The organism is Hydrogenophaga sp., from assembly GCF_026125785.1.
In the GTDB taxonomy this organism is placed as follows: Bacteria; Pseudomonadota; Gammaproteobacteria; order Burkholderiales; family Burkholderiaceae_C; genus Hydrogenophaga.
On record NZ_JAHCKL010000017.1, the window covers coordinates 21,166 to 42,768 of the forward strand.

At 64.3% G+C, this 21,603-nt stretch carries 29 protein-coding genes; 3 read left to right on the top strand and 26 right to left on the bottom strand.

Features of this window, described 5'->3' with window-relative positions:
* Positions 1-11 precede the first annotated feature (11 nt).
* Both KIT53_RS14885 and petA read right to left on the bottom strand, forming a co-directional pair.
* On the bottom strand, positions 12-1,412 hold the full coding sequence (locus tag KIT53_RS14885; protein ID WP_297753906.1) for a cytochrome bc complex cytochrome b subunit: 1,401 nt from the start codon (positions 1,410-1,412) through the stop codon (positions 12-14).
* Between the two features lie 40 nt (positions 1,413-1,452).
* On the bottom strand, positions 1,453-2,061 hold the full coding sequence (petA, locus tag KIT53_RS14890; RefSeq protein WP_297753908.1) for a ubiquinol-cytochrome c reductase iron-sulfur subunit: 609 nt from the start codon (positions 2,059-2,061) through the stop codon (positions 1,453-1,455).
* A 257-nt stretch (positions 2,062-2,318) separates the two neighbouring features.
* On the opposite strand from petA, the gene mscL reads away from it, so the two are divergent.
* A complete protein-coding gene (mscL, locus tag KIT53_RS14895) occupies positions 2,319-2,741 on the top strand; it encodes a large conductance mechanosensitive channel protein MscL (RefSeq protein WP_297753909.1) in 423 nt (140 codons plus the stop codon).
* A 21-nt stretch (positions 2,742-2,762) separates the two neighbouring features.
* On the opposite strand, the gene pdxA is transcribed toward mscL, so the two are convergent.
* Positions 2,763-3,785 (bottom strand): 4-hydroxythreonine-4-phosphate dehydrogenase PdxA, encoded by a 1,023-nt coding sequence (pdxA, locus tag KIT53_RS14900; RefSeq protein ID WP_297753911.1) that lies wholly within the window; start codon positions 3,783-3,785, stop codon positions 2,763-2,765.
* Positions 3,786-3,793: 8 nt separating this feature from the next.
* Entirely contained in the window at positions 3,794-4,558 is a 765-nt protein-coding gene (locus KIT53_RS14905) for a Nif3-like dinuclear metal center hexameric protein (RefSeq protein ID WP_297753913.1), read from the bottom strand.
* A gap of 138 nt (positions 4,559-4,696) precedes the next feature.
* Between KIT53_RS14905 and KIT53_RS14910 the strand changes: the two genes are divergently transcribed.
* On the top strand, positions 4,697-5,851 hold the full coding sequence (locus KIT53_RS14910) for a Do family serine endopeptidase (protein WP_297753915.1): 1,155 nt from the start codon (positions 4,697-4,699) through the stop codon (positions 5,849-5,851).
* Between the two features lie 30 nt (positions 5,852-5,881).
* Here KIT53_RS14910 and tatC read toward each other — a convergent pair whose 3' ends face one another.
* From tatC to hisI, 7 genes are all read right to left on the bottom strand, one after another.
* The gene (gene tatC, locus KIT53_RS14915; RefSeq protein ID WP_297753918.1) at positions 5,882-6,679 is read right to left on the bottom strand and encodes a twin-arginine translocase subunit TatC; all 798 of its coding nucleotides are present in this window, start codon (positions 6,677-6,679) and stop codon (positions 5,882-5,884) included.
* Positions 6,679-7,170, bottom strand: a complete 492-nt coding sequence (tatB, locus tag KIT53_RS14920; protein WP_297753921.1) for a Sec-independent protein translocase protein TatB — start codon at positions 7,168-7,170, stop codon at positions 6,679-6,681. The genes tatC and tatB overlap by 1 nt, the downstream gene beginning before the upstream one ends.
* Positions 7,171-7,232: 62 nt before the next feature.
* Positions 7,233-7,478, bottom strand: coding sequence for a Sec-independent protein translocase subunit TatA (gene tatA / locus KIT53_RS14925; RefSeq protein WP_297753924.1), 246 nt, complete (start codon positions 7,476-7,478; stop codon positions 7,233-7,235).
* 112 nt (positions 7,479-7,590) lie between these two features.
* Positions 7,591-7,953, bottom strand: a complete 363-nt coding sequence (locus tag KIT53_RS14930) for a histidine triad nucleotide-binding protein (protein WP_297753926.1) — start codon at positions 7,951-7,953, stop codon at positions 7,591-7,593.
* An 8-nt stretch (positions 7,954-7,961) separates the two neighbouring features.
* A complete protein-coding gene (locus KIT53_RS14935; protein ID WP_297754043.1) occupies positions 7,962-8,324 on the bottom strand; it encodes a hypothetical protein in 363 nt (120 codons plus the stop codon).
* A 39-nt stretch (positions 8,325-8,363) separates the two neighbouring features.
* Positions 8,364-8,756 carry a phosphoribosyl-ATP diphosphatase gene (locus KIT53_RS14940; protein ID WP_297753929.1) on the bottom strand — a complete coding sequence of 131 codons (393 nt, stop codon included), beginning with the start codon at positions 8,754-8,756 and terminating at the stop codon, positions 8,364-8,366.
* Positions 8,753-9,151 carry a phosphoribosyl-AMP cyclohydrolase gene (gene hisI / locus KIT53_RS14945; RefSeq protein WP_297754046.1) on the bottom strand — a complete coding sequence of 133 codons (399 nt, stop codon included), beginning with the start codon at positions 9,149-9,151 and terminating at the stop codon, positions 8,753-8,755. Before hisI ends, KIT53_RS14940 begins: the two co-directional genes overlap by 4 nt.
* A 101-nt stretch (positions 9,152-9,252) precedes the next feature.
* Here hisI and KIT53_RS14950 point away from each other — a divergent pair, with 101 nt between their 5' ends.
* On the top strand, positions 9,253-9,750 hold the full coding sequence (locus KIT53_RS14950) for a hypothetical protein (protein ID WP_297753932.1): 498 nt from the start codon (positions 9,253-9,255) through the stop codon (positions 9,748-9,750).
* Positions 9,751-9,758: 8 nt separating this feature from the next.
* On the opposite strand, the gene hisF is transcribed toward KIT53_RS14950, so the two are convergent.
* The 15 genes from hisF to mlaD all read right to left on the bottom strand — a co-directional run bounded on the left by hisF (position 9,759) and on the right by mlaD (position 21,574).
* Positions 9,759-10,538, bottom strand: coding sequence for an imidazole glycerol phosphate synthase subunit HisF (gene hisF, locus KIT53_RS14955; RefSeq protein ID WP_297753935.1), 780 nt, complete (start codon positions 10,536-10,538; stop codon positions 9,759-9,761).
* An 8-nt stretch (positions 10,539-10,546) separates the two neighbouring features.
* Positions 10,547-11,311: a 1-(5-phosphoribosyl)-5-[(5-phosphoribosylamino)methylideneamino]imidazole-4-carboxamide isomerase gene (hisA, locus tag KIT53_RS14960; RefSeq protein ID WP_297753938.1), complete on the bottom strand. Its 765-nt coding sequence runs from the start codon at positions 11,309-11,311 to the stop codon at positions 10,547-10,549.
* 28 nt (positions 11,312-11,339) lie between these two features.
* Positions 11,340-11,999: an imidazole glycerol phosphate synthase subunit HisH gene (gene hisH, locus KIT53_RS14965; RefSeq protein ID WP_297753941.1), complete on the bottom strand. Its 660-nt coding sequence runs from the start codon at positions 11,997-11,999 to the stop codon at positions 11,340-11,342.
* 13 nt (positions 12,000-12,012) lie between these two features.
* Positions 12,013-12,633 (bottom strand): imidazoleglycerol-phosphate dehydratase HisB, encoded by a 621-nt coding sequence (hisB, locus tag KIT53_RS14970; RefSeq protein ID WP_297753943.1) that lies wholly within the window; start codon positions 12,631-12,633, stop codon positions 12,013-12,015.
* Complete coding sequence (hisC, locus tag KIT53_RS14975; protein WP_297753945.1) at positions 12,630-13,718, bottom strand: histidinol-phosphate transaminase; 1,089 nt, start codon at positions 13,716-13,718, stop codon at positions 12,630-12,632. Before hisC ends, hisB begins: the two co-directional genes overlap by 4 nt.
* A complete protein-coding gene (hisD, locus tag KIT53_RS14980; RefSeq protein ID WP_297753948.1) occupies positions 13,715-15,106 on the bottom strand; it encodes a histidinol dehydrogenase in 1,392 nt (463 codons plus the stop codon). Before hisD ends, hisC begins: the two co-directional genes overlap by 4 nt.
* Positions 15,103-15,753 (bottom strand): ATP phosphoribosyltransferase, encoded by a 651-nt coding sequence (hisG, locus tag KIT53_RS14985; RefSeq protein WP_297754049.1) that lies wholly within the window; start codon positions 15,751-15,753, stop codon positions 15,103-15,105. The genes hisD and hisG overlap by 4 nt, the downstream gene beginning before the upstream one ends.
* Before the next feature lie 5 nt (positions 15,754-15,758).
* Positions 15,759-17,039 carry a UDP-N-acetylglucosamine 1-carboxyvinyltransferase gene (gene murA / locus KIT53_RS14990; protein ID WP_297753951.1) on the bottom strand — a complete coding sequence of 427 codons (1,281 nt, stop codon included), beginning with the start codon at positions 17,037-17,039 and terminating at the stop codon, positions 15,759-15,761.
* A 15-nt stretch (positions 17,040-17,054) separates the two neighbouring features.
* Positions 17,055-17,294 (bottom strand): BolA family protein, encoded by a 240-nt coding sequence (locus tag KIT53_RS14995; protein ID WP_297753953.1) that lies wholly within the window; start codon positions 17,292-17,294, stop codon positions 17,055-17,057.
* A gap of 76 nt (positions 17,295-17,370) precedes the next feature.
* The gene (locus KIT53_RS15000; protein WP_297753956.1) at positions 17,371-18,126 is read right to left on the bottom strand and encodes an ABC transporter permease; all 756 of its coding nucleotides are present in this window, start codon (positions 18,124-18,126) and stop codon (positions 17,371-17,373) included.
* A complete protein-coding gene (locus tag KIT53_RS15005) occupies positions 18,123-19,064 on the bottom strand; it encodes an ABC transporter ATP-binding protein (RefSeq protein ID WP_297753958.1) in 942 nt (313 codons plus the stop codon). The genes KIT53_RS15000 and KIT53_RS15005 overlap by 4 nt, the downstream gene beginning before the upstream one ends.
* Positions 19,065-19,179: 115 nt before the next feature.
* On the bottom strand, positions 19,180-19,470 hold the full coding sequence (locus KIT53_RS15010) for an STAS domain-containing protein (RefSeq protein WP_297753961.1): 291 nt from the start codon (positions 19,468-19,470) through the stop codon (positions 19,180-19,182).
* A gap of 16 nt (positions 19,471-19,486) precedes the next feature.
* A complete protein-coding gene (locus tag KIT53_RS15015) occupies positions 19,487-20,122 on the bottom strand; it encodes a phospholipid-binding protein MlaC (RefSeq protein WP_297754052.1) in 636 nt (211 codons plus the stop codon).
* Between the two features lie 88 nt (positions 20,123-20,210).
* Complete coding sequence (locus tag KIT53_RS15020) at positions 20,211-20,981, bottom strand: VacJ family lipoprotein (RefSeq protein ID WP_297753963.1); 771 nt, start codon at positions 20,979-20,981, stop codon at positions 20,211-20,213.
* Between the two features lie 110 nt (positions 20,982-21,091).
* Positions 21,092-21,574, bottom strand: a complete 483-nt coding sequence (gene mlaD / locus KIT53_RS15025; RefSeq protein WP_297753966.1) for an outer membrane lipid asymmetry maintenance protein MlaD — start codon at positions 21,572-21,574, stop codon at positions 21,092-21,094.
* Positions 21,575-21,603 lie beyond the last annotated feature (29 nt).

Consider the following 21,603-nt stretch of genomic DNA (forward strand, 5'->3'; position numbering starts at 1 on the left):
TCTGTGGGATTTCAGTGGGGCTGGAACGTGACACGTTCGGGCACCGGCTTGAATTCGCCGATGCGGCTCCACCAGGGCATCAGGAGGAAGAAGCCGAAGTAGAACAGCGTACCCACCTGGGAAACACGCTCGCCAATCGGCGAAGGCGGCAGAACCCCGAGGTAGCCCAGGATCAGGAAGTTGATGACGAACACCGTGTACAGCCAGAGGTTCCAGCGCGGCCGGTAACGGATCGACTTCACCGGGCTGTTGTCGAGCCAGGGCAGGAAGAACAGGATGATGACGGCACCACCCATGGCGACCACACCCCAGAACTTGGCGTCGATGGACAGCATCATGGCCACCAGCACCACGGCGGCCACCACGATGGCCCCCTTGAGGGCCCCGGACACCTTGGCTTTAAGGGCGCCCAGGATGGCGGCGATCACGACGATCGCAACCAGCGCATACATCATCTCGGTGGTGATGGCGCGCAGCATCGAATAGAACGGCGTGAAGTACCAGACCGGGGCGATGTGCAACGGGGTCACCAGCGGGTCGGCCGGAATGAAGTTGTTGTACTCCAAGAAATAGCCGCCGAATTCGGGCGCGAAGAAGATGATCGCCGAGAAAGCCATCAGGAACACCGAGACGCCCAGGATGTCGTGCACCGTGTAGTAAGGATGGAAGGGAATGCCATCCAGCGGCTTGCCGGACGCGTCCTTCTTGGCCTTGATTTCCACGCCATCGGGGTTGTTGGAACCCACTTCATGGAGCGCAATGATGTGCGCCACCACGAGACCCAGCAGGACCAGAGGCACGGCGATCACGTGGAAGCTGAAGAAGCGGTTGAGCGTGGCGTCGCCCACCACGTAGTCGCCACGGATCAGCAAGGCCAGATCCGGACCGACGAACGGAATGGCGGAAAACAGGTTCACGATCACCTGCGCACCCCAGTAGGACATCTGGCCCCAGGGCAGCAGGTAGCCCATGAAGGCCTCGGCCATCAGGCAGAGGAAGATCGCGCAGCCGAACACCCAGACCAGTTCTCGCGGCTTGCGGTAGCTGCCGTAGATCAGGCCACGGAACATGTGCAGGTAGACCACAACGAAGAAGGCCGAGGCACCGGTGGAGTGCATGTAGCGAATGAGCCAGCCCCATGGCACGTCACGCATGATGTACTCAACGGAGGCGAACGCCATGCCGGCATCCGGCTTGTAGTGCATCACCAGGAAGATACCGGTGACGATCTGGATCACCAGCACCAGCAGCGCCAGCGAACCGAAGAAGTACCAGAAGTTGAAGTTCTTCGGCGCGTAGTACTCGGAAAGATGCTCCTTGTAGAGCTTGGACAGCGGGAACCGGTTGTCGATCCAGTTCAGGGCTTTCTGACCGATCGGTGCGTCAGGGGAAATTTCTTTGAATTCAGCCATGGGGTGCCTTCTTGATCCGTGGTCTGCCAGTGCCGGGGGCTCAGGCCGGTTTCTCTTCGCCCACCAGCAGGGTGGTGTCGGACAGGTAGTAGTGCGGCGGCACCTCGAGATTGTCCGGCGCAGGCTTGTTCTTGAACACGCGACCAGCCACATCGAACGTGGAGCCGTGGCAAGCGCACAGGAACCCACCTCTCCAGTTGTCGGGCAGCGAAGGCTGCGGCCCGGGGGTAAGCTTGTCGCCGGGCGAACACCCGAGGTGGGTGCAAATACCGACGGTCACCAGGTACTCGGGCTTGATCGAGCGGTGGCGATTCTTGGCGTAGGGCGGCGTGGGATAGGTCGTGCGATCGGAATTCGGGTCGGCCAGTTCAGCCTCATCGGCTTCGAGCGAAGCCAGTTGCTCCGGCGTACGGCGCAGGATCCACACGGGCTTGCCCCGCCACTCGACAACGATCTTTTCGCCGGGCTGGATGCGGGAGATGTCCACCTCGACCGCCGCGCCTGCGGCCCGGGCCCGCTCGGAGGGCTGGAAAGTGCTCACGAAGGGAACGGCGACGGCGGCTGCGCCAGCGCCACCCATGGCGCAGGATGTGATCAGCCAGGTTCGGCGGCTGCGATCGACAGACGCGCCTGCGGTTGCTTCACTCATGGGGATCTTTCAATGAGGTACTGGTCGGGACACTAGGGACAACCCGGCATTGTACTGGAGCGATGAGGGTCTTTTCACCCTTGCCAGGGTATTCGACTGGAGTATCCGGGCGCCTGGCTTGCCGGGCGCAGTGCGGCGGCACGATGCAGACGGGCAGCTGGGCGCTGTGTGAGAATCGGCTGCGCCTCGCGAACACAAGAACACCGGCGGCCGCTCGGCCCGCCGACCACTTATTCAACCGACCTCTGGAGGGCCTCATGGGCATGTTGCAGGAATTCAAGGAATTTGCCGTCAAGGGCAATGTGATCGATCTCGCGGTGGGTGTCATCATCGGTGGCGCGTTCGGCAAGATCGTCACGTCAATGGTGGACGACATCATCATGCCCGTCGTGGGCTCCATCTTCGGCAGCCTGGACTTCACCAATCTGTATCTGCCACTGGCCAAGGTGCCGGAAGGCACCGCCCCCACGCTGGCGGCGCTGAAGGCGGCTGGTGTTCCCACCCTGGCCTACGGCAGCTTCATCACGGTGGCCCTGAATTTCACCATCATGGCTTTCATCATTTTCGTGATGGTCAAACAGATCAACCGCCTCAAGCGTGAGGCACCTCCGCCAGCGCCTGCCGCCACCCCAGAAGACATCGTTCTGCTGCGTGAGATCCGCGACAGTCTGAAGAAGTAACCGCGCGGCCCTGTGCCCTGATCAGCCCTGGGCCGCGTCGATCGCGGCCAGCAGGCTGGCTGCGCTGGCCTGGCCGGTTCCAGCCAGGTCGAAAGCCGTGCCGTGATCCGGGCTGGTGCGGATGAAAGGCAGGCCCAGCGTGGTATTGACGCCGTGCTCAAGCCCCAGCAGCTTGACGGGGATGAGGCCTTGGTCGTGGTACATCGCGACCACCACATCGAAGCTGCCCTGCCGGGCCCGCATGAACACCGTATCTGGCGGGTACGGACCACTGGCTTCAATGCCTTCCTGGCGCGCCCGCTCGATGGCAGGCGCGATGACCTCGATCTCCTCAAGGCCAAACAGCCCGCCTTCCCCCGCGTGCGGGTTCAGGCCAGCGACTGCAATGCGTGCGCGGGGCATGCCCCGGCGCTGGAAGTGGGCGTGGGTGATCCGAAGCGTGCCCAGCACGTTGTCCTGAGTCACCGCGTCCAACGCCCGGCGCAAAGCCACGTGGATGCTGACCAGAACGGTACTCAGTCCCGGCGCGCTGAGCATCATGCGCACCGGCATGGCGGCCACGGGCACGCCTCTGTGTTCTGCGGCCAGGGCTTGCAGCAGTTCGGTATGCCCTGGATAGGGCACGCCTGCGGCGGCCAGGGCCTCCTTGTGGATGGGCGCCGTCACCACCGCTCGCGCCTCACCGTGCAGCGCGGCCCGGGCGGCGTAGGCAATGCAGTCCGCCGCAGCCCGCCCAGCCTTCGCGCTCACACGGCCCCAAGCCACAGGCTCCGGCAGGCGGCAAGCCTGCACCACAGCCATGCAGCCGGCCGGCACCCCAGACAGATCGGCCAGCCGCTCGACACCCGCCAACGGGAAGTCAGGAGCGCCTGGCGTCGCAGCGGTGCGGCACACCGCCCGATGCAGGGTGTCCAAGTCTCCAGCCACCACCACCTGGGCCCGCAATGAGGGCCTTTCCCGCAGGGCTTTTGCGATGATTTCCGGGCCAATCCCTGCGGGATCACCCATGCTCAGGACAAGGGGAGGTGCCACGGGGTGCGACATGGGCAGCCTCAGGCGGGGTTGTCGATATCGATGAACACGTGACTCAGGCCCAGTTGGCTGGCCACATGGGCGGCGACGGCTGGCGCGCCGTAGCGCTCCGACGCGTGGTGCCCGCAAGCGATATAGGCCACGCCGCATTCCCTGGCGTAGTGCGCCTGGGGTTCGGATATCTCACCGGTGATGAACACATCCGCCCCTGCCGCGATGGCCGACTCGAAGTACCCCTGGGCGCCTCCGGTGCACAAGGCCACCTCGCCGATCTCGCGCTGCGGGTCTGCGACCAGCGTCACCGGTCGCCCCAGTTGCCGCGCCACATGATCCGCCAGCGCCGCAGCGGTGGTGGGCGCCGTTCGGCCCAGGAAACCGAGGGACTGATCGCCAAACCTGCCGCGCGCGCCGGCATGCGGCACCACCCCCAGTCGCAAGGCGAGTTGTGCGTTGTTGCCCAGATCGGCGTGGGCATCCAGCGGCAGGTGGTAGGCCAGCAGGTTGATGTCATGTGCGAGAAGGCGTGCCAGGCGCTGCCTCATCCAGCCAGTCACCCGTCCGTCCTGCCCTCGCCAGAACAGGCCGTGGTGCACCAGGATGGCGTCGGCTTCCTCGGCGATCGCTGCGTCGATCAGTGCCAGGCTCGCGGTAACGCCACTCACCAACCTGCCCACTTCGTTGCGCCCCTCCACCTGCAGGCCGTTGGGCCCGTAATCCTTGAACTGCGCCGGCTGCAACAGGTCGTCGAAGGCGGTGACGAGGGTGGCACGAGAGACGTGGGACATGGGCCTGAGCGTGAGGTGGTCATCGAGAACGCGAGGACGCCATTCTGACACCCGACCAGTTGGCGCACGGATGCATGAAGCCCGCGGACTCCAGCCCAATTGCAGGACAATACCCCAACCCCCTGTCTACCTTCCAACATGAAACGTCTCTGGCTCCTGTTCGCCCAAACCGTCACCGTGGTGGTGGCCGCCCTGTTCGTGGTCGCCACGCTGCAGCCACAGTGGCTGGACCGCAAGAGCCTCACACCTTCCGTGGTCCCGGTGCTGCAAGCGCCCTCGTCCGCCTCGCCTGGCGATACCCCCGCCATGGGCAGCTTCCGCACCGCCGCCAAGGTGGCCTCGGGTGCTGTGGTGAGCATCAACACCAGCAAGGCGCCGGCCGCCAATCCGCAGAGCAGCGACCCGTGGTTCCGCTTCTTCTTTGGTGACCAGGTGCCCTCGCAGCAGCAAAGTGGCTTGGGCTCGGGCGTGATCGTGAGCCCCGCCGGCTACGTGCTGACCAACAACCACGTCATCGAAGAAGCGGACGAGATCGAGGTCGTGCTCAATGACGGGCGCAAGAGCGTCGCCCAGGTGATCGGCACCGACCCCGAGACGGATCTGGCCATCCTCAAGATCGACTTGACCGAGTTGCCGGTGATTACCCTGGGCAACTCCGATGCGCTCGAGATCGGCGACCAGGTGCTGGCCATCGGCAACCCTTTCGGCGTCGGCCAAACGGTCACCAGCGGCATCGTGAGCGCATTGGGACGCACCCAGCTGGGTATCAACACCTTTGAGAACTTCATTCAGACCGACGCGGCCATCAACCCGGGCAATTCCGGCGGGGCGCTGGTGGACGTCAACGGGCACCTGATGGGCATCAATACCGCGATCTACTCCCGCTCGGGAGGCTCCATGGGCATAGGCTTTGCCATTCCCACATCAACCGCGCGCAGTGTCATGGATGCCATCGTCAAGGAAGGCCAGGTCACGCGCGGCTGGATTGGCGTGGAGCCTCAGGATCTGGGGCCTGAACTGGCCGAGAGTTTCGGCCTCAGGCCGGGAGCCGGCGTGATCATCACCGGCGTGCTGCAGAACGGTCCTGCGGCCCAGGCCGGCATCCGCCCCGGGGACGTGATCACCGCCGTGAACGGGCGCAATGTGACGAATGTGGCGCAGTTGCTCTCGGCCGTTGCCGCACTGCAACCGGGCACCCCTGCCACGCTGGACGTGGTGCGCAAGGAGGGCAAGACCCAGTTGCAGGTCACGCCCGGGCGCCGCAATCTGCCTCGCCAGGCCGCAGCGCGCTGACCGCCAGAGTGTCAGCCGCGCCCCCTCCCTTCAGGAGGCGGCTTCTTCCTTTTCGGCATCCCCTTGGGGCTTGGCGGTGGACTTGACGAACCACTGCGCCCCCCAGATACCCAGTTCATAGAGCAGGCACATGGGCACGGCGAGGGCGAGTTGGGAAATCACGTCGGGCGGCGTGACCACGGCAGCGACGATGAACGCGACCACAATGAAGTAGCCGCGGAACTCCTTGAGCTTCTGCACCGACACCATGTTCATCTTGACCAGCAGCACCACAACGATGGGCACCTGGAACGCCAGACCGAAAGCAAGGTACAGCGACAGGATAGCCTCTACGTAGGACGCGATGTCGGGCGTGGCCGCCACACTGGCAGGCGTGAATTTCTGGATGAAGCCGAACATCTTGTCCAGCACGAAGAACTGGACGAAGGCAATCCCCAGATAGGCCAGCATGCTGCCCAGGATGATGAGCGGAATGGCAAAGCGTTTCTCATGGCTGTAGAGGCCCGGAGCCACGAAAGCCCAGATCTGGTACATCCACCAGGGCAACGACAGCAGCAACGCCGCCATGGCCAACACCTTGATGGGAACAAAGAAGGGTGAGAAAACGCCGACAGCGATCAGTTTGGCGTCCGGTGGCATGTGGGCCCGTATGGGCACCGCAATCATGTCGATCAGCCCGCTGGGGCCGGGCCAGACCGCCAGCACAGCCATGCAGGCCACGAGGCCCACCATGCCGTAGATCAACCGGTCGCGCAGCTCCATGAGGTGCTGCACAAACGGCTGCTCTGTGCCGGCCAGTTCGTCGGCGGGGTCTTTGGGATCGGACATCAGCGAGGAGCAGAAGATGAGCGTGGACGGAAGCGGGCCACTCGGGCAGCACCGGACTGTGTCCGGGTGCGGATACCGGCGCGCGCCTTGAACCACTGCGGCATCGCCTTTTGCTTGACGCGCCAGTTCTTCTTGGGGTGTTTGTAAACGGGTGGGAGAGGGTCAAAGGACCCCACCCCGTGATCGGTAGCAGATGAAGAACCCTCAAGCCCGGCTGTGGCCTCAGACCAAGACTTCTCAAAGTCGTTGGCGCCATCCTGGATGGAGGTCTCCACGTCGCGCGCCGCCTCGGTCACCGAGTCCTTCATCTTTTTGAGCTCTTCGAGCTCCATGGAGCGGTTCACTTCCGCCTTGACGTCCGCTACGTAGCGCTGGGCTTTGCCCAACAACGTGCCCACGGTGCGCGCAACGCGCGGCAGCTTCTCGGGACCGATGACGACCAGCGCCACGGCGCCGATCAGCGCGAGTTTGGAAATACCCAGGTCAATCATGGGGAGGCCATTCAGTGGACAAGGTCAGCGGACCGCGGCCCTGCGCCCGCCTGCCGGAGCCATCAGCTCTTTTGCTTGGCTTCGACGTCGATCGTGTTCTTGTCGCTGCGGGTGTCCTGCGTGACCTGGCCAGCGGGCGTGGCCGTGCCATTGCTCTCGGCGTTCTGACCACCCTCCTTCATACCGTCCTTGAAACCTTTGACGGCACCACCCAGATCGGAGCCGATGTTCTTGAGCTTCTTGGTGCCAAACACCATCACGACGATCAGCAGCACGATCAGCCAGTGCCAGATGGAAAACGTACCCATGAAGATCTCCAGAGAAAAATGAGAGGAAAGCGGGGCGCAATGAAAAGGATTCTAAGCCCGGGCAGGAGTTCAGGCCCTCCACCCGCGCAACGGGACTCATCTGACCGGCGGATCAACCTCGGGCCCAGGGGCGCGGGCCGCCCATCACATGCCAGTGCAGATGGTGCACTTCCTGGCCACCTTCAAGCCCCGTGTTGCACACCATGCGGAATCCCCCTTCGGGATACGGGTTGCAGCCTTCCTGGACCGCCAGGCGAGGCGCCAGCGTCATCAGCCGCCCCATCAGCCGCTCATGCTCCGGCCCGACCTGGGCCATGGACGGGATATGTTCCCGGGGAACCATGAGGAAATGCACAGGTGCCCAGGGGTGAATGTCGTGGAAGACATAGAGGTCGTCGTCCTCATACACCTTGCGGGAAGGAATCTGGCCAGCAATGATCTTGCAGAAGATGCAGTCGGGGTCGTGTCGGCTCATGGTGCGGGTCAGTCGGGCATGGCTTGGCTGGCGTTCATGCGCACCATGCCCTTGACGATGCGGTAGAGGAACCAGAGAGAAATAAGACCCCAGGCGATCCAGCCCGGGAAGAAAAACAGCAGCCACAACGGCGAGGTGACCAGGTACAGCAGCGCCGCCCAGACCACCGTGCGGATGCGCCAGGAGAAATGGCTGGCCTGCCAGGATCCCTCGGCTTCGCCCTTCTTCACGAGGTCGATGATCAGGGCCACGATCAGCAGGGCAGTGCTGGCTTGCGCTCCAGGCAGCACCGCGCCAACGGCCACGATCAAATGGAGGATATAGCTGACCCAGCCCACGGTCTTCAAGGCCTGGGCTTTTTCGCTGTCCATGGATTCGACGTCGATGATGTCGCTCACAGCATGCTCCTTTCAGCGCTCTGGGGACCCTTCGGACGCCTCGCGCGCCCGTACCTTGCGCATGGCCTTTTCTTCCAGGCCGCTCAGGCCTTCGCGTCGCACGAGCTCGGCCACCACGTCGGCCGGACCCAGGTTGTAGTGTGCGAGGGCAATCATGCAATGGAACCAGAGGTCGGCCGTCTCATTGACCAGCTTCTGCCGATCCCCGCCGTGGTCAGCGTCCTTGGCTGCCATGACCGCCTCCGTGGCCTCTTCACCGATCTTCTTGAGAAAGGCCTCGGGGCCCTTGTGCAGCAACCGAGCAACGTAACTTTTGTCCGGGTCGCCGCCATTGGCCGGCTTGCGGCTCTCGATCACGGCGGCCAGTCGGGCCAGGTCATCGGTAGTGGACATGTGGCAGGTCACTTGTAGATGGATTCGGGGTCTTTGAGAACCGGATCGACAGCCGTCCAGCCCCCCTGCTCCAGGCGCTGGTAGAAGCAACTGTGGCGTCCCGTGTGGCAGGCGATGCCAGGCTCATGCCCAAGTTGCGTCACCTTGAGCAGCACCACATCGTTGTCGCAATCGAGCCGGATTTCGTGAACGATTTGCACATGGCCCGACTCCTCACCCTTGAACCATAGCCGGTTCCGCGAGCGGCTGTAGTAGATGGCACGCCCCTGCTCGGCGGTCTTTTGCAGAGCATCACGGTTCATCCAGGCGAACATCAGCACGTCGCCCGTTGCGGCTTCCTGGGCAATCACCGGCACCAGGCCCTGCCCATCCCACTTCACTTCATCGAGCCAGTTCATGCCGGGAATCTACCATGGGCATGCGGCTGAGCGCCCGCGGTCGCTCGCGAAAGCCGGTACGATGAAACGCCAAGCCCGCCCCTCGGCGCCATACCCACAAGGAGACCTCCATGAAAGTCCGCACCGTCCTCCTGATTCTCTTCATCCTTCTGGTCGCTGGCTTCGTGGCCCTGAACTTCGAGCAGATCCTGCAACCCACCGCGCTCAACTTCGGCGTGACGCAGGTGCAGGCTCCCATGGGCCTGATGCTGCTGGGTGCCCTGGCGCTGGCGCTGGTCGTTTTCCTCTCGGCGCTGGTGTACTACCAGACGATGCACCTGATGGAGGTGCGTCGCGTCACGCGCGAAGCCGCCGACCAGCGGGAACTGGCCGACAAGGCGGAGGCTTCGCGCTTCACCGAATTGCGGCAGTACCTGCAGACCGAGCTCCAGGCGGCAGCCCAGCGCGAACGCGAACTGGCCGAGCAATTGCAGCGCAAGGTGGAGCAGTCGCAAAGCCGCCTGACAGAGGTCATTGAACAGACTGGCAACGGTCTGAGCGCAGCCCTGGGGGAACTGGAAGACCGCCTCGAACGCCAGGGATTGCCGCGCGGCGAGCCACGCCTCTGAGCGCGGCCTCAGCGACGAACGGGAATGCCGCGCTCGGCCATGCGAGCCTTGGCCTGACCTACGGTGTATTCACCGTAGTGGAAGATGCTGGCCGCGAGCACGGCATCGGCCCCTCCCTGCTGCACACCATCGGCCAGGTGATCCAGGTTGCCCACACCGCCCGACGCAATGACCGGCACCTCCACCGCATCGGCCACGGCACGGGTCAGCGCCAGGTCGAAACCGGACTTGGTGCCATCGCGATCCATGCTGGTGAGCAGAATCTCCCCGGCCCCGTATTCGGCCATGCGGCGCGCCCAGGCAACGGCATCCAGACCGGTGTTCTTGCGACCACCGTGGCTGTAGACGTCCCAGCCCTCACCCCTGGCCTGCAGGTCTTCGCCCTGCCGTCGCTTGGCGTCGATAGCCACAACGATGCACTGCGCACCGTACTTGTCGGAGGCATCCCGGATGACCTGCGGGTTGGCGATGGCGGCCGAGTTGAAGCTGGTCTTGTCCGCGCCGGCATTGAGCAGGCGGCGCACGTCCTCCACCGTTCGCACCCCACCACCTACGGTCAGCGGGATGAAGACCTGAGAAGCCACAGCCTCGATGATGTGCAAGATCAGGTCGCGCCCATCGGAGGTGGCCGTGATGTCCAGGAAGGTCAGTTCGTCGGCGCCTTGCTCGTTGTAGCGCGCGGCAATTTCCACCGGATCGCCGGCATCGCGCAATTCGACAAAGTTCACGCCTTTGACGACGCGGCCGCCCGTCACGTCCAGGCAGGGGATGATGCGTTTGGCCAGCATGGAGCGGATCAGGCTTCGTCGGTGAAGGCCGTGCCGCCGTTGAGCTCGTCCGCGAGTTGCTGGGCCTGTTCGAAGTTCAGGTCCCCGCTGTAGATGGAGCGACCGCAGATCACGCCCTCCACGCCTTCGTCCTCCACGGCGCACAGCGCGCGGATGTCCTCGAGATTGGACAGTCCGCCCGACGCGATCACGGGGATGGACAGGGCCTGCGCAAGCTTGACGGTCGCGTCGATGTTGATGCCAGAGAGCATGCCGTCACGCCCGATGTCGGTGTAGATGATGGATTCGACGCCGTAGTCCTCGAACTTCTTGCCCAGGTCCACCACCTCGTGGCCGGTGAGTTTGCTCCAACCGTCGGTGGCGACCTTGCCGTCCTTGGCGTCCAGACCAACGATGATGTGACCACCGAAGGCCGTGCAGGCGTCCTGCAGGAAGCCCGGGTTCTTTACTGCGGCGGTGCCGATGATCACGTAGCGCAAGCCTGCATCCAGGTAGCGTTCGATGGTATCGAGGTCACGGATGCCGCCGCCGAGTTGCACATCCACCTCGGCTCCGATCTCCTTGAGGATGGCGCGGATGGCCTGTTCATTCTTGGGCTTGCCGGCGAACGCACCATTCAGATCGACCAGATGCACGCGGCGGGCACCCTTGTCGACCCAACTGCGGGCCATGGCCGCAGGGTCTTCCCCGAAAACCGTGGATTGGTCCATGTCGCCCTGCTTGAGGCGCACGCACTGGCCGTCTTTCAGATCAATGGCAGGAATCAGCAGCATGATGTCGTCGGTGGAGGCAGAAGAGAACTCAGGGGTTCCAGGACAGGAAGTTGCGGTACAGCGCCAGGCCCTGGTCGGCGCTCTTCTCCGGGTGAAACTGGGTAGCGAAAATGTTATCGCGGGCGATGGCTGCGGCAAAGCGGCCGCCATAGTCGGCCTCGCCCGAGACGTGATCCGCACGCACCGGCCGAGCATAGAAGCTGTGCACGAAATAAAAATAGGCGCCTTCCCCAATGCCGGCCCACAGAGGGTGCACCGGGCGCCCCAGCTCGTGGAACACCTGGTTCCAGCCCATCTGCGGCACTTTGAACCGGCTGCCGTCCGGCTGGTGCCGACCTTCGAGCCGGAACCGCACAACCTCCCCCGGTACCAGGCCCAAGCCCTGGGTAGGCCCCTCTTCACTGCGCTCCAGCAACATCTGCATGCCGACGCAGACGCCGAACAGCGGCTTGTTCGCGGCAGCGTGCAGCACCGCGTCCTGCAGCCCGGAAGCGGCGAGTTCGCGCATGCAGTCGCCCATGTGGCCCTGGCCCGGCAACACCACTCGATCGGCGTCGAACACCACCCGCGCATCCGACGTGACAAGGACATCCACGTTCTCGGCGCGCGCCACATGCAGCACTGCCTGCGACACCGAGCGCAGGTTTCCACTGCCGTAGTCCACCACGGCGACTGTCTTGCGTTTCATCGGACGAGAGAACTCAGAGCGAGCCTTTGGTCGAGGGGATCACATCACCCATGCGGGGATCGCGCTCCAGGGCCATGCGCAGCGCACGCGCGAAGGCCTTGAATACGGTTTCGGCCTGATGGTGGGCATTCTCACCATGCAGGTTGTCGATGTGCAGGGTGACGCCAGCGTGGTTGACGAAACCCTGGAAGAACTCGAACGCAAGCTGGGTATCGAAGCCGCCCACCATGCCGCTCTTGAACGGCACCCGCATGTGCAGACCCGGGCGGCCGGAAAAATCGACCACCACACGGGACAGCGCTTCGTCCAGAGGCACGTACGCATGGCCGTAGCGTCGGATGCCCTTCTTGTCGCCCACCGCCTGCGCAAATGCCTGGCCAAGCGTGATGCCCACATCCTCGACGGTATGGTGGCCGTCGATGTGCAGATCCCCCTTGGCCTGAATGTCGAGATCGATCAACCCGTGACGGGCGATCTGGTCGAGCATGTGATCGAAGAAGCCGATGCCTGTCGACAGGCTGGCCTGCCCGGAACCATCGAGGTTGACGCGCACGGCAATCTGCGTTTCCGAGGTATTGCGCTGCACATGGGCCACGCGCGCGGTCGCAGCGGAGGCAGGAGACGTCTGGGTCATAGGGCGTTCTGGAGGGCGCGGATCATCAGGTCGTTTTCAGACGGTGTGCCTACCGTCAGCCGCAGGCATTGGGCCAGCAGTGGGTGCATTTTAGAAACATTCTTCACCAGAATGCCCTGAGCCTTGAGACTGTCAAAGCAGCGCTGGGCATCCGGGACGCGCACCAGCAGCATGTTGGCCTCGCTGGGAAAGGGCTCCACGCCCGGCAGCCTGGCCAGTGCGTCGGCCAACCGCGCGCGCTGCTCACGGATGACGGCCGCCTGCTGAGCGAACACGTTGGCATGCTCCAGGGCGAACAGGGCGCACTCGGCGTTCAGCACGCTCACGTTGTAGGGCGGGCGCAGCTTGTCGATCTCGTTCACCAGCGCCTGGGGACCCATCAAGTAGCCGATACGCACTCCCGCCAGACCGAACTTGGAGAGCGTGCGCATCAGCAGCACATGGGCATTGGCGGCCGGCTGGGCGCGGATCTCGTCGAGCCAACTGCGGCTTGAAAACGGTTGGTAGGCCTCGTCCATCACCACCAGGCCCCCAAAACCGGCGGCCTCCGCGATCAACCGCCGGATGACACCCGCGTCCCAGAGATTGGCCGTAGGGTTGTTGGGGTAGGCGATGTAGGTGATGGCGGGCCGGTGCTCGCGCAACGCGGCGAGCATGGCCGCCTCGTCGAGTTCGAAACGCGGCGTGAGCGGCACGCCCACGAATTGGAGGCCCTGCAACTGCGCACTCATCGCGTACATGACGAAACCCGGCACGGGCGCGAGGATGGTGGCACCCGGCAGGTCGCAGCCCATCGCCAGCAGCGAGATGAGTTCGTCCGAGCCATTGCCCAACATCAGCGCCTGGCCGGCAGGCAGATCCACGTAGCGCGCCAGCGCCTGCCGCAGGTCCTCGATGCGGGCGCCGGGGTAGCGGTGGATCGCCACGCGGCCCAGGCGGGCGCCCAGTTCAGCCTGCAGCCCCGGCGGCAGCTCAAACGGGTTTTCCATCGCATCCAGCTTGACCATGCCGGTCGAGTCCTGGATGGCGTAGGCGTGCATGGACTGCACGTCCTGGCGGATCATCTCGGTCGGGCGACGGCTCATGTAGACCCTCGCATCGGCGGCACCACATCGAGGCGCAATTCGGCTGCACGGGCGTGGGCCTGCAAACCTTCACCGTACGCCATTTCGGCCGCAATCAGGCCCAGCCCCTGGGCTCCGGCCTGACTGACCTCGATCAGGCTGCTGCGCTTCTGGAAGTCGTAAACCCCCAGCGGCGAGGAAAAGCGCGCCGTGCCACTGGTGGGCAGTACGTGGTTGGGGCCGGCGCAGTAATCGCCCAGGCTCTCGCTGGTGAAGGCGCCGAGGAAAATTGCGCCGGCGTGGCGCAACAGCGGTTCCCAGCGGTGCGGATCCTGGCTGGACACTTCCAGGTGTTCCGGCGCGATCCGGTTGCTGATCTCGCACGCTTCTTCCATGCTGCGGGTATGAATGAGCGCACCGCGGTCGTTGAGGCTCTTGGCGATGATGGCGGCGCGCGGCATGCTGGGCAGCAGGCGATCCATTTCGCGCTGCACCGCATCGATATAGCTCGCATCCGGGCACAGCAGAATGCTCTGCGCCAATTCGTCGTGCTCCGCCTGGCTGAAGAGGTCCATGGCCACCCACGCGGCCGGAGCGCTGCCATCGGCCAGCACCAGGATCTCACTCGGGCCGGCGATCATGTCGATGCCTACCGTGCCAAAGACGTGCTTCTTCGCGCTGGCCACATAGGCATTGCCGGGGCCGGTGATCTTGTCCACGCGAGGTACGGTGGCCGTTCCGTACGCCAATGCGGCCACGGCTTGCGCGCCGCCGATGGTGAAGGCCCTGGTGACTCCCGCCACATGGGCAGCCGCCAGCACCAAGTCATTGCGCTCACCTCGCGCGGCAGTGCTGACACCCGTCCCACCGGTGGCCACACTGCCACGCACCGGCGTGGGCACCACCATGACGATGTCCTGCACACCAGCGACATGCGCCGGCACGGCATTCATGATCAGGCTGGACGGGTAGGCGGCCTTGCCGCCGGGCACGTAGATGCCCACGCGATCCAGTGGCGTGACCTTCTGGCCCAGCAGGGTGCCGTCCTCGTCGCGGTAGCTCCAGCTCTCACCGCAGGCCTTCTTCTGCGCCTCGTGGTAGCTGCGCACGCGCTGGGTCGCGGCTTGCAGGGCCTTGCGCTGTGCGTCAGGCAGGCCATCGAATGCGGCCTTGAAGTCGGCCTGGGTCAATTCGAGCCCGGCCGCGCTGCCCACCACCAGCCCGTCGAAACGCGCCGTGTAGTCCAGCACAGCCGCATCGCCGCGCAGGCGCACGTCGGCCAGGATGTCGGCCACGCGTTGCTCGATGGCTCCGTCGGTCTCGGTCGACCAGTGCAAGCGCTGCTGGAAAAGGGTGTCGAAATCGGTTTGCGAGGTCGACAGCCGCAGAGGCTGGGCCTTGAGGCTCATGGCGTCACCCCCGGTTGGATGGCCCCCGCAAAGGCCTCGATCAAGGGGCGAATGACCGCCTGCTTGAGCTTGAGTGAGGCCTGGTTGACCACCAGGCGGGCGCTGATGTCCATGATGCGCTCGACCTCGACCAGGTGGTTCGCCTTGAGGGTGTTGCCGGTGGACACCAGGTCCACGATGGCATCGGCCAGGCCGGTCAGCGGCGCGAGTTCCATGCTGCCGTAGAGCTTGATCAGGTCCACGTGAACGCCCTTGCTGGCGAAGAATTCGCGCGCAATGGAGGTGTACTTGGTCGCCACCTTGAGCCGCGAGCCCTGGCGCACAGCCCAGGCGTAATCAAAGTCCGCCCTCACCGCCACACTGACTCGGCAGCGCGAGATGTTCAGGTCCAGCGGCTGGTACAGCCCGTGTCCACCATGTTCGATCAGGGTGTCCTTGCCCGTCACGCCCAGGTCAGCACCGCCGTACTCCACGTAGGTCGGCACGTCGCTGGCACGCACCAGAACCACGCGCACGCCGGGATGGCTGGTCTCCAGGATGAGTTTGCGTGATTTCTCGGGATCTTCCAGCACCTCGATGCCCGCCGCTCGCAGCAGGGGCAGGGTCTCGTCGAAGATGCGCCCCTTGGAGAGCGCGAGGGTCAGGATGTCGTTCATTTGATTCGCTGGATGTCGGCGCCAATCTTGCGCAGCTTCTCTTCCATCTGGTCGTAGCCACGGTCAAGGTGGTAGATGCGGTCGACGATGGTCTCGCCCTCAGCCACCAGGCCGGCGATGACCAGGCTGGCAGAGGCGCGCAGGTCGGTGGCCATGACCGTGGCGCCTGAGAGGCGCGACACGCCTTCGATGACCGCGACCTTGCCATCGGTCTGGATGCGCGCGCCCAGACGCACGAGTTCGTTGACGTGCATGAACCGGTTCTCGAAGATGGTCTCGGTCACCTTGCTCGCCCCCTCCGAAATGCAATTGAGCGCCATGAACTGCGCCTGCATGTCGGTCGGGAAGCCCGGGTACTCGGTGGTGCGAAAGCTCTGGGCTTTCAGGCGGCCGGAGGCTCTTGCACGGATGAAATCGCCGCCGCCGTCACGGCCGGCCTCGATCTCGACGCCGGCTTCGTGCAGCTTGTCGATGACCGCATCCAGGTGGTCGGCACGGCCGTGCCGCAGCACCACGTCCCCACCGGTGGCGGCCACGGCACACAGGAAGGTGCCGGTTTCGATGCGGTCCGCCACCACCTGATGGGTGCAACCATGCAAACGCTCGACGCCCTGCACATGGATGCGGCTCGTACCGTGCCCCTCGATGCGTGCACCCATCGCGATCAGCATTTCGGCCAGATCACCGATCTCCGGTTCCTGCGCGGCGTTTTCCAGCAGCGTCTCGCCCTCGGCCAGGGCCGCCGCCATGAGGAAATTCTCGGTGCCGGTGACGGTCACCATGTCGGTGGCGATGCGCGCGCCATGCAGGCGCGAGCGGCCCGCGGGCAGCCTGGCGACCATGTAGCCATGTTCGACGACGATCTCGGCGCCCATGGCCTGCATGCCCTTGATGTGCTGGTCCACCGGACGTTGGCCGATGGCACAGCCACCTGGCAAGGACACACGCGCATGGCCGAAGCGCGCAAGCAGCGGCCCGAGCACGAGCACCGACGCCCGCATGGTCTTGACCAGGTCGTACGGTGCCTCGGCCTTGATGGGTCCGGCCGCCTGCAGCAAGATGCCGCCCCGCTCGCCAAGCGTCTCGGTTCTGACACCCATGTTGTCCAGCAACTGGCGCATGGTGGCCACGTCGCGCAGGCGCGGCACGTTGACCAGGTTCACCGGGTCCTCGGTGAGCAGCGCGGCGCAAAGCTCGGGCAGCGCCGCGTTCTTGGCGCCGGATATCTGAACCTCTCCTCGGAGGGGCCGGCCACCGGTGATGCGCAGTTTGTCCATGGAAAAGAGGGTTCCTCAGGGTTGGGCCGCCCACTCGGCGGGCGTATAGGTCTTCATTGACAGGGCATGCACCTGGTCGTTATGGATGCGTTCGCCCAGCGTGGCGTACACCGCCTGGTGCCGGCGGATGGCCCGCAGTCCCTCGAAGGCGGGCGACACGATCACGGCCGCCCAGTGGCGGCCGTCGCCGGTCACTTCGATGTGCTCACACGGCAGGCCGGCGGCGATGATCTGTTGCAGTTCTTCAGAAGTCATTTTCTATCGTGGGCAGTTCGCGGAAAAGGCGGATACGCGCAAGGATGGCGATGGAGACCAGGCTGGGTCAGGCGCCTCAATGCCGGATCTTGTACCCGGTCTTGAGCAGGTGCAAGGCAACCGCGCTCACCACCAGCAGCGCACCGCCCACCAGCCCCAGGCTGATCCAGGGCGACACATCGCTCACGCCGAAGAAGCCATAGCGGAAGCCGTCGATCATGTAGAAGAACGGATTGAGGTGGCTCACACGCTGCCAGAAAGCCGGCAGGGAATGGATGGAGTAGAACACCCCCGAGAGAAAGGTCATGGGCACGATGATGAAGTTCTGGAACGCCGCCATCTGGTCGAATTTTTCCGCCCAGAGTCCCGCGATCAGACCCAGCGACCCCAACAGCGCCGCACCGAGAAACCCGAACACCAGGATCCACAGCGGCGCCACCAGCGACGGCTGAGCGAACCACCAGGTGACCAGCATCACGCCCAACCCCACCGCCAATCCGCGCACGATGGACGAACCCACATAGGCCACGAACCAGGCCCGGTGGGAGAGCGGCGTGAGCAGCAGGAACACGAGGTTGCCCATGATCTTGCTCTGGATCAGCGACGAGGAGCTGTTGGCGAAAGCGTTCTGCAGGACGCTCATCATCACCAGCCCAGGCAACAGGAAGGCGGTGTAGCTCAACGAGCCATACACCTGCACCCGGTTCTCCAGCACATGGCCAAAAATCATGAGGTACAGGATGGCGGTGATCACCGGCGCCGCAACCGTCTGGAAGCCGACCTTCCAGAAACGCAGCACTTCCTTGTAGAACAGGGTCTGCCAGCCGCTCATGCAGGCACCCCGCTTTCCAGCACGGCCGCGCGCGCGCCGGAACCGGTCAGGTCCAGGAACACGTCTTCCAGGTCGGCCTTGCGGATCTCGATGTCCTCAGGCGCCACGCCCGCCTCGCGCAAGCGCGAGAGAATGCGCTCCACGGCCAGGGCATCGTTGGCCGGCAGTTGCACCACACGGCCGGTGATGCGTGCCTGGGTGGCCAGATCCGAGGGCAAGGCCGCATCGGTCTTGAAACGCAGCACGTTGGACGCCGCACGCGCCAGCAGAGCCGAGGTGGATTCCAGCGCCACCACACGCCCCTGCTTGAGCATGGCGATACGCCCGCACAAGGCCTCGGCCTCTTCCAGGTAGTGGGTGGTCAGCAGCACGGTACTGCCCATGCGTCTGTTGAGTCCCGAGACAAACTGCCACAAGGTCTGGCGCAGTTCCACGTCCACGCCTGCGGTGGGCTCATCCAGCACGATAACCGGTGGCTTGTGCACCAGGGCCTGAGCAATCAGCACCCGCCGCTTCATGCCCCCCGAGAGTTGACGCATGTTGGCCCCCGCCTTGTCGCTCAGGCCAAGGCCCTCCAGCAGTTCGTCGATCCAGGCCTCGTTGCGCCGGATGCCAAAGTAGCCGGACTGGATGCGAAGCGTCTCGCGCACGCTGAAGAAGGGGTCGAACACAAGCTCCTGCGGCACCACGCCCAGTTGCCTGCGGGCCTCCTGGTAGTCGACCTGCACATCCTTGCCATGCACCAGAACCCGCCCCGAGCTGGCACGCGCCAGCCCCGCCAGAATGCTGATCAGCGTCGTCTTGCCCGCGCCATTGGGGCCCAGCAGGCCAAAAAACTCGCCGGGCTCGATGTCGAACGACACCGACTGCAGCGCGTGGAAGTCGCCGCGCGGAGTGGAATAGGTTTTGGAAACGTCTTGGAAGGAAACGGCGGACATGCGCGGGGATACCCCATGGTCCGAGCCGCGGCGCAGGACATCTGCGCTGCCACTGGACAACGGGGTATTTTAAGCGGGGGGGCCTTCTCCCCGCCGGCCAGCGGATGCCGCCGGTTCAGACGCTGGCCAGCAACTCGCGCACGCCGTAGAGCGTGGCCAGACTCTCCAGCCGAGGCGGCAAGCCTGTCACCTCCAGGTGACGACCCCCGGCCTGCACGTGGCGGCGCAGTTCCAGCAACACGGCCAACGCGGAGGAGTCGAAGTCACGCAAAGGGGATGCATCCACGAGCACCTGCCCCGCCGGTTGGGCCTGAAGACTGGCCTGCAACTGCAGCAAGGTCGTGCCTGCCTCGTTCAGCGTCAGGCGCTCGGGCAGCACAGTGGAAGGCACGGCTGTCGACGGCATGGCAGCGGATACCAGGTCAGCTGGCCTTGGCCGTGCTGCCAGCATTGCTCTTGTTGCGCTGCGCCAGCGAGGCGATCAAGCCATCGACGCCCTTCGCGCTGATTTCCTGCGCAAACTGCGTGCGGTAGGTTTCCACCAGCCAGACGCCAAGCACGTTGAGGTCGTAGATCTTCCATCCGGAAGACGTCTTTTCCAGTCGGTAGTCAAGCTGGATCGGATCGCCCATGCCCCGCACCTCGGAACGCACCACGACCTCGGTGTCCTCGGGCTTGGAACGCATGGGACGGAAGCTCAAGGTCTGGTCCTTGACCTCGCCCAGGGCGCCAGAGTAGGTACGAACCAGCAAGGTCTTGAACTCGTCCTGCAGCCGCTTCTGCTGTTCAGGTGTGGCCTGGCGCCAGTAGCGCCCCACCGCGGAGGACGTCATGCGCGAGAAGTTCACGTTGGGCATGATCTTGGCGTCTACGAGCGCCATGATGCGGTTGACGTCTCCCGCCTGGATCGCAGGATCGGCCTTGATGGCCGACAGGACCTCGGTGGAGACGCGCTTGACCATGGCATCGGGCGCCTCGTCGTTCGCCAGCACGGGCACCGAGAAGGTGGCGGCGGCAGTGGACATCATCAGGGCGGCAAGCCAGGAGCGGCGTTTCATCATGTGTTTTTCCTTTCGGCCCGGGGGCCTTGCTGCGGACGGTTCAGCGTAAACCAGATGACCAGCCGCCAAGTGAAGGGGTTCCTGCTCAATCGTTTTTATTCGTATCTTTGCTTTCACCCTGCTCGCCATCGCCCAACCAGATGCCCTTGTCAATCATGTCGTCGATCTGGCTCTGGCGGCGGTTGAGGTAGAGGTCACGGGTGAAGCTGTACTTGTCCAGCGCGGCTTCTTCCAGCACGCTGGTGGCCCGCAGCAGTCCGGCACGCGCGTGGACGACGCGCAAGGCGTACAGGGAGTTTCGGGCCGATACGGGTCGAACTTCGTTCATGAGATCGCCCGCGGTATCAACCACCAGCCCCACCGAGTCCCGCGCCGAAGACGGCCCCAGAATGGGCAGCACCAGGTAAGGCCCGGCCGGCACACCCCAGCGCCCCATTGTCTGCCCGAAATCGATGCGGGTACGGGGAATGCCCGCCTCGCTAGCGATGTCCAGCACCCCCCCCAGGCCAAAGAAGGTATTCAGGCCGAAACGCGTGAGGTTCTCGGTGGCTTCTCGCGGACGGAGTTGCAAGGCGGCATTGACGGACGACCACAGGTCGCCCAGATTGCCGAAGAAATTGCCCACACCGGTGCGCACCAGTTGGGGCGTCACCTGCTGGTAGGCGGTGGCCACCGGCTTGAGCACCGCCTCATCGACAGCGTCATTGAACTTGGACACGCCACGGTTCCAAGGTTCGAAAGGATCGCGTGGATTGGCCTCCGGCCCCGTCGCGCAGCCCGCCAGCAGCGACAGCGACAACGCCAGGCTGGTAATTTGGAGGGCCCTGATCGATCGGCCCGCATGGGTGGTTGGCATGGTTTTCCCTTTGGGTGACATACCCATTGCTCTTTTCGCCTGCATTGTCGGCCCGAAGACACGGACACGCGCACGGGTCTGCAAAGTGCCCGCGCCGGTGTCGGGTCTACTTACTCCTTGGCGGGCTCCTTGCTGCTGCCGTCGGCCGCCCGATTGAACAGAAACTGGCTGATCAGGTTTTCCAGCACCACCGCAGATTGGGTCTGGGTAATCACGTCGCCATTCGCGATATTGCGCTCATCTCCACCCGGCTCGATGCCGATGTACTGCTCGCCCAACAGGCCGCTGGTCAGGATTTTGAGCGAACTGTCCTTGGGGAAAGCGTAGCGGGATTGCAAGGCCAATGTCACGTTGGCCTGAAAGGTTTTGTCATCAAACGTAATGGACTCCACACGCCCGACCACCACACCGGCGCTGCGCACCGCCGCCTTGGGCTTGAGGCCGCCGGCGTTGTCGAAGCGCCCCACCACGCGGTAGGTCTGCTCGAAACTCAGGTTGAGCAGATTGGCGGACTGAAGCGCCAGGAACAGGATGGCGGCCGCACCGATCAGGACAAACAGGCCAACCCAGACATCGTTCTTGGAAGTTTGCATTGCGTATCTCCGCAGATATAGGTGAGTGC